The sequence below is a fragment of the Arthrobacter parietis genome (assembly GCF_039530425.1).
Classification (GTDB): domain Bacteria; phylum Actinomycetota; class Actinomycetes; order Actinomycetales; family Micrococcaceae; genus Arthrobacter_D; species Arthrobacter_D parietis.
In genome coordinates this window covers 349,150-356,199 of record NZ_BAAAON010000001.1, presented here as the reverse complement: position 1 = coordinate 356,199, position 7,050 = coordinate 349,150, and the positions used below count along the sequence as shown (strand labels likewise).

At 64.3% G+C, this 7,050-nt stretch carries 5 protein-coding genes; 2 read left to right on the top strand and 3 right to left on the bottom strand.

The window, feature by feature from the left end; all coding sequences use genetic code 11:
• Nucleotides 1-53: 53 nt before the first annotated feature.
• The 3 genes from ABFX19_RS01675 to ABFX19_RS01665 form a co-directional block, all read right to left on the bottom strand.
• Nucleotides 54-1,709, bottom strand: coding sequence for a BCCT family transporter (locus ABFX19_RS01675; RefSeq protein WP_346027247.1), 1,656 nt, complete (start codon nt 1,707-1,709; stop codon nt 54-56).
• A gap of 91 nt (nt 1,710-1,800) precedes the next feature.
• Complete coding sequence (locus ABFX19_RS01670; RefSeq protein ID WP_346027246.1) at nt 1,801-2,433, bottom strand: putative glycolipid-binding domain-containing protein; 633 nt, start codon at nt 2,431-2,433, stop codon at nt 1,801-1,803.
• Nucleotides 2,434-2,535: 102 nt separating this feature from the next.
• Nucleotides 2,536-3,993: a PucR family transcriptional regulator gene (locus ABFX19_RS01665; protein WP_346027245.1), complete on the bottom strand. Its 1,458-nt coding sequence runs from the start codon at nt 3,991-3,993 to the stop codon at nt 2,536-2,538.
• Nucleotides 3,994-4,141: 148 nt separating this feature from the next.
• Here ABFX19_RS01665 and ABFX19_RS01660 point away from each other — a divergent pair, with 148 nt between their 5' ends.
• A complete protein-coding gene (locus tag ABFX19_RS01660; RefSeq protein ID WP_346027244.1) occupies nt 4,142-5,572 on the top strand; it encodes a gamma-aminobutyraldehyde dehydrogenase in 1,431 nt (476 codons plus the stop codon).
• 54 nt (nt 5,573-5,626) lie between these two features.
• Nucleotides 5,627-6,994 carry a 4-aminobutyrate--2-oxoglutarate transaminase gene (gene gabT / locus ABFX19_RS01655; RefSeq protein ID WP_346027243.1) on the top strand — a complete coding sequence of 456 codons (1,368 nt, stop codon included), beginning with the start codon at nt 5,627-5,629 and terminating at the stop codon, nt 6,992-6,994.
• The last annotated feature ends 56 nt before the right edge of the window (nt 6,995-7,050 follow it).

Here is a 7,050-nt window from a genome sequence, read left to right as displayed (position 1 = left end):
CTCCCACAGCCTGAGGCTGCGGGAGCGTCGTCGTCGTGACAGGCAGTGGCTGCCTACCGTGCAGCGGCTTCCTCGGCCGTGCCGAGGTCTTCCTCCTGACGCTCCGGCTCAAGGGCCGGTGCAGCGGGAGTACGACGACGTTTCGCGCCGACAATCGCCGGATCCTTTGAGAGGTCCATCATGAGCGCCACGCAGAGGCCCACCATGATGAGGACAAACGGTGCTGCGGCGATGATCGTCAGCGTCTGCAGCGCACCGAGACTGCCGATGAAGAGCAGGACTGCTGCTACCGCGCCGGTCATGGTTCCCCACAGAATGGTGAGCCACTTCTTCGGGTTCTCGGAACCGAAGGAGGAGAGCGAGCCCAGCACGATCGAGGCGGCATCCGCGCCGGAGATGAAGAACACCGCAACGAGCAGGACGACGAGGATCGCCGTCACCGAGGCCAGCGGGTATTCAGCCAGCAGCGCGAACATCGCTGACTCCTGACTCTCCGCGTTGGCCGCGGCGATGTCCACGCCGTTATTCTGCGCGGTAATCGCGGTGCCTCCCCAGACACCGAACCAGACGAGGCTGACGAGGCTCGGCACAGCGACGACGCCGAGGATGAACTCACGGATGGTGCGGCCGCGCGAGATCTTGGCGAGGAAGGAACCGACGAACGGCGTCCATGAAACCCACCACGCCCAGTAGAAGATAGTCCAGGCTGAGAGCCAGTCCTGGCCGCCGAAGGCTCCGGTGCGAGTTGCCATCTGGGGGAGGGCAAACAGGTAGTTGCCTGCGGCGGAAGGGATCAGCTCGAGGATGAAGACCGTCGGGCCCACGATGAACAGGAAGGCGAGGAGCACCAGCGCGGCAATCATGTTGCCGTTGGAGAGCCATTTGATGCCGCGGGAGATACCGCTGACGGCGGAGACGACGAAGCACACGGTCAAGAGCCCGATGAGCCCTACCTGGACCCAGATGTTGCTTTCGATCCCGAAGACTTCGGTGAGCCCACCGTTGATCTGGACAACGCCGAGACCCAGGGAGGTAGCGGAGCCGAACAGGGTTGCGAAGATAGCGAACACGTCGATTGCGCGCAGGGCCTTGATATTGGTGCGCCCGCGGAACAGCGGAGCGAAGGCGGCGCTGAATCCGATGCCGCGTCCCTTGCGGAACGCGGAGTAGGCCAGGGCCAGTCCGACGACGGCGTAGATCGCCCACGGATGCAGAGACCAGTGGAAGAGCGTGTAGTTCATGGCCTGACGGGCGGCGGCGTCGGTACCTGGCTCCACACCTGCAAGCGGCGGCGTCAGGTAGTGGGAGATGGGTTCGGTGACGCCATAGAACATCAGGCCGATCCCCATGCCCGCGCTGAACATCATTGCAATCCAGGAGGCGCGGGAGAAGGCTGGCTTCTCATCGTCGGCTCCGAGGCGGATGCGGCCGTACTTGCTGAAGGCGAGGAATGCCGCGAAGACAACAAAGCCGGTTGCGGTGAGGACAAAGGCCCAGGAGAAATTGGTTACCAATCCATCGAGGACGCTGCTGGTGACATCGGCAAAACCGGTGGGGAAAGCGACACCGAGGATGACCAGCGCCAGCACGACCACCAGGGACGTGTAGAAGACAGGACGATCAAGAACACCCTTGCTGGGTGCTTGTGCGGAGGCCGTTCCCGGCGGCCCTGACTGTACTTGGGCAGGATTGTGTGCGGAATCAGACATAATTCCACCGTACGCTCTGTACACAAGCGCATTCGGTGTGTTAGGTGCAATGGCCCATCAGGGGTTGGATCGTGAGAAAAGTTACCGAAACTTAGCGGATTCGGGTTGCCAGCCCGGGATATTCGATAACCACGCCCTCCCTGTCGATCTGCAACTCCGCCGTGAACCCATGGTTGTCGGAGCTGTAGAGAACTACGCCGTTCCGCTCGTTGTTCGCTGAACGCAGTTGGCTGTACATCTGGCTGCTGCGCATCACCCGAAGGCTCGGAACCTCCACCCATGCCATGACCATTGAGGTCTCATCCGCCGGCGCCAACTCCTCGGAGTGCAGGTTCAACCGCAGGATGGGCATCGTGTTGGTCAGCGGGCACAGCCCCAGATCACAGTCGAGGGCACCGATCAGCAAGGAAGGGTCTTTGATGCCTGGTGCGGGGAGGTCGCATTCGCCGGAACTTGAGCCGGTGCTGGTCCACACGCCGTCACTGTCCCGCCCCAGCTCGAGGTGCCGGCTCCAGCCGTGACCATGCACCGTCGCGGTCAGGCGGCGGGTTACCCAGCCCTCCGCCGTCGTGAGCGCCCAGCTCATGGCATACGAGTCTGTCCTGGATGTGCCGTGTGCGCTCAGCCGACCCGGCTCCAGATTGATCGTGGCGGAATCCAGGCGGCCCGGATCGTCGATGCCCTGCCAGGTGTGGAGCAGACTCGTATGCAGTTGATTAGCCATTCGATTACCTTATGGAGCGTTGGGGGCGGCGCGCCAGAGAGATCGCTCGTCGGGCACCGGATTCCCCTGTTTCCGTACCAAGTTCAGAAGCAGGGGCGCGGCCTACCGGAGGCCGCGCACATTCAACGCCAGGTACAGGTGTACGCGGTCTGCGGTGATGGCGGGATCGTAGCCCGTGAGTTCGACGATCTGCTGCAGACGGTAGCGAACGGTGTTCCGGTGCAGCTGCAGCACGTCCGCAACGGCGGCCACCGACCCGTTATGAGCCAGGTACTTCTCGAGCGTGAGCATCAACTCTGCGCCGTGGCGGTCATCGAACGCCACGACCGGATCGAGCGCTTCGGCGGCCAGATCCGCCAGCGGCACGTCCTCACTTGCCATGAGGAGGGACGTGAGGCTGAGCCGGTCCGGTTGGTTGACCGCCTGGCCCCGGGTCAGCGACTCCCGCGCCTCGAAGTAGCTCCAGCGCAGCCCGCTGGGCTGGGCATAGCCGCCCCCGAAGCCTACTTTCGCTGTGAAACCGGCGCCGTGAAGGTAGGCGCTCAGCGCCTGGCTGAAAGACTCCCCGTCACCTTCCGGCACCGCGATCACCAGGCGGTCGTCCACAACGGCCGTGACGGCGTCGTCGTACGCGCCCGGCAGTGGAAGCGTCCGCAGGGCGCGGCGCTGACCGGTTGCCACATCGGCAAGCACAACGCACTGCCTCCGCGCAGTGTCGATGCCGGCGCTGCCCAGGCGCGCTGCAGCATCGCTGCCGGTGAGCGAGCCGCGCACCACGTCCTGCAGCAACTGCCCGACGACGGCGCGCTCACTCGCCCTGCGCCTGGCCTGGTTGCTCAGTTCCACGCTGATCAGGCTCTGTGCGTAGTCCGTGATGGCGTCGCGTTGGTACGGTTCGCCGATGGCCAAAGTGCAGCGGTCCTTCAGGCCCGTCGCCACCGGCATGCGGTGCCACGCGCGGTTCTGCTCAGCGGCCTGCTCGGCGGCCTGCTCAACTGCCCCGAAGCCCGGGGCGCTGCCACTGGTTGCGAACAGCACCGTTCCATATTGGGACAGCGCGACGTCGGTGCGCAGCATCGCGGCAAGCTCACGCAGGAGCTGGGGGAGCCCACCGCCGCCCAGCAGTGCAGCGGCCAGCACCTGGTGGCCCGTGAGCAGGTTTTCGAGCCGCGCATAGTGTTCGGCGGACAGGGAATCAGCAACGATTTTTCCGATTGCGATGAATGGCGTCTCGTACGGAACGCGGAACACCGGGAGTCCGAGCTCGTCCGCCTGATCCAGGAACGCGGCGGGCACCTTCTCGTGGCTGAGGCCCGTTGCAAACCCGATCGCGAGTGCGCCGGAGGCCTGGACGTGCCGGACGAAGTTCCGCTGTGAGGTGGCTGATTTCTGCCGGAGGCCGGTGGTGAGCACCACTTCGCCGCCGCTGAGGAATGGCTTCGGATCTTCCAGCTCGGTCACCGCAACCCACTGGACCGGGACGTCCGCCACAGCACTGGTGCCCACCTGTTGGAGCTTCAGTGCGGGCGTGGCAAGGAGGGCCGACAGTGTGATTGCCATAACGTCCACTATAGGCTGACGCGCTTGTGCGGATGCATCACGCTTTTGCGGAAGCGCTGTGCGTTCAAACCTAGGCGGCGTGGCGTGGACCACGTATGGTCGGCAGTGAATTTGGGCACTCCTGTCCGGAAACGAAAGGAAATACGCCGTGGTCGCAACCCTGCAGAACTTCATCAACGGCAAGTTCGTCACGCCGAGCGGCAGCGAACTGCTGGACATCGTCAACCCGACCAACGGTGAAGTGGTCGCACAGTCACCCGTGTCAGTCCAGGCTGACATCGACGCCGCGATGAGCGCCGCCAAGACGGCCTTCTCCTCCTGGAAGCGGGAGACTCCCGGGCAGCGCCAGCTCATGCTGCTCAAGCTTGCGGACGCCATCGAGGCCCACAGCGAGGAACTCGTTGAAGCCCAGCACCGCAACACCGGGCAGGTCCGCGAAATGATCGCCTCGGAGGAAGTCGCAGCCGGAGCTGACCAGATGCGCTTCTTCGCCGGCGCCGCCCGCATCCTTGAGGGCAAGTCCGCCGGAGAGTACTTCGAGGGCCACACCTCGTATGTCCGTCGCGAACCCGTTGGGGTCATCGCCCAGGTTGCACCGTGGAACTACCCGTTCCTCATGGCCATCTGGAAGATCGGACCGGCGCTCGCCGCAGGCAACACGATTGTGCTGAAGCCCAGCGACACCACTCCGGAATCCACTCTGGTCCTCGCCCGCCTGACGCAGGGCATCCTGCCCGACGGCGTACTGAACGTTGTGCTGGGCACCGGAGCCACCGGCGCAGCCATGGTTGAGCACAAGACCCCGGCCATGGTCTCGATCACCGGCTCGGTGCGGGCGGGCATCGCCGTCGCCACCGGAGCCGCGAAGGGCCTCAAGCGGGCCCATCTCGAGCTCGGAGGCAAGGCTCCTGCCATCGTCTTCGGGGACGCTGATGTGAAGAAGAGCGCGGCGGCCATCGCCGAGGCGGCCTTCTTCAATGCAGGTCAGGACTGCACCGCCGTGACCCGTGTGCTGGTGCAGGATTCGGCCCACGATGATCTCGTGGCTGCCATGGTTGAACACACCAAAACCCTGACGACGGGCGACGCCGATGACTCGAAGAACTACTTCGGTCCGCTCAACAACATCAACCACTTCAACGCCGTCAACGCCGTCATGGATGCACTGCCCTCGCACTGCTCCGTAGCGGTCGGCGGCAAGCGCTCCGGCGACAAGGGCTACTTCTACGAAGCCACCATCATCACCGGCGCCCGGCAGACTGACGACATCGTGCAGAAGGAAACCTTCGGACCGGTCATCACCGTGCAGAAGTTCTCCACCGAGGATGAAGCAATTGAGATGGCCAATGACGTCGACTACGCCCTGGCCTCCAGTATCTGGACCACCGACCACGGAACAGCCATGCGCGTCTCCCGTGACCTGGACTTCGGGGCTGTGTGGATCAACACCCATATCCTCCTCACTGCCGAAATGCCCCATGGCGGATTCAAGAGCTCCGGCTACGGCAAGGACCTCTCCATGTACGGCGTTGAGGACTACACCCGCATCAAGCACGTCATGAGCGCGCTGGACGCCTGAGAACTTCTTCGTCGAGATTCTTAGTCCAGATTCCTAGTCCAGAAAGGACTTCCTATGACCACCCAGGCACTCCAGCCGCACTTCCGGCTCGAGCAAAAGCGCCGCATCATCGGCGACTTCCCCGGCCCCAAATCCACCGCTCTCAACGCACGCCGCTCCGCCGTCGTTGCCAAGGGTGTTGCCTCCGGCGTTCCCGTGTATGTTGCGGACGCCGACGGCGGGATTCTGCACGACGTCGACGGTAACTCGTTCATAGACTTCGGCTCAGGTATCGCGGTGACAAGCGTCGGCGCGTCCGATCCCGCCGTCGTCGGCGCCGTGAAGGAACAGGCGGAGCACTTCACCCACACCTGCTTCATGGTGACCCCGTATGAGGGGTACATCGCCGTCGCAGAGAAGCTCGCCGAGCTGACTCCGGGCGATTTCGAGAAGCGGACGGTGCTGTTCAACTCCGGCGCTGAAGCGGTGGAGAACGCCGTCAAGATTGCACGGATGGCCACCGGCCGGCCAGCGGTAGCCGCGTTTGACCACGCCTACCACGGCCGCACCAACCTGACTATGGCGCTAACCGCGAAGTCGCTGCCCTACAAGGCCGGCCCCGACGGCACCTTTGGTCCGTTCGCTTCCGAGGTGTACCGCCTGCCCATGAGCTACCCGTTCCGCGAGGAAAACCCGTCAATCACGGGTGAGGAAGCGGCGCAGCGGGCCATCTCCGTGATGGAGAAGCAGATCGGTGCGGAGTCACTCGCCGCGATCATCATCGAGCCGGTGCAGGGCGAGGGCGGCTTCATTGTTCCCGCTGACGGCTTCATGCCCACCCTCGCAGCGTGGGCGAAGGAAAAGGGTGTCGTCTTCATTGCCGACGAGGTGCAGTCCGGATTCTGCCGCACCGGCGAATGGTTCGCAGTGAACCATGAGGGAGTTGTTCCTGACCTCATCACCATGGCCAAGGGCATCGCAGGGGGCATGCCGCTCTCGGCAGTCACCGGCCGGGCGGACCTGCTCGACGCCGTGCACCCCGGTGGTTTGGGCGGCACCTACGGCGGCAACCCCGTTGCCTGCGCTGCGGCGCTCGCTGCGATCGACACCATGACGGAGCTGGACCTGTCTGCCCGTGCGCGGCGGATCGAGGAGATTGTGGTGCCCCGGCTGCGCGCGCTGCAGGAGCAGACGGACATCATCGGCGAGGTCCGCGGCCGCGGCGCCATGCTCGCCGTCGAATTCGTTCTGCCGGGCACCAGAGAGCCCAACCCGGTGGCCACGAAGGCGATTGCGGCGGCATGCCTGGAGGAAGGGGTCATCATCCTCACGTGCGGAACCTACGGCAACATCATGCGGCTGCTGCCCCCGCTGGTCATTGGCGAGGAGCTCCTGAACGACGGACTGGACGTCCTCGAGAAGGCAATCCGCGCGGTCAAGTAGAGCTGAGCGCATAAACGACGACGACGGCGGTCGGCTGGGCGGTTCCCTTGAGGGAC

What these genes read in the sequence shown, in the direction of transcription:
- ABFX19_RS01675 (WP_346027247.1), bottom strand. Translation starts at nt 1,709, where the DNA reads ATGTCTGATTCCGCACACAATCCTGCCCAAGTACAGTCAGGGCCGCCG.
- ABFX19_RS01670 (WP_346027246.1), bottom strand. Translation starts at nt 2,433, where the DNA reads ATGGCTAATCAACTGCATACGAGTCTGCTCCACACCTGGCAGGGCATC.
- ABFX19_RS01665 (WP_346027245.1), bottom strand. Translation starts at nt 3,993, where the DNA reads ATGGCAATCACACTGTCGGCCCTCCTTGCCACGCCCGCACTGAAGCTC.
- gabT (WP_346027243.1), top strand. Translation starts at nt 5,627, where the DNA reads ATGACCACCCAGGCACTCCAGCCGCACTTCCGGCTCGAGCAAAAGCGC.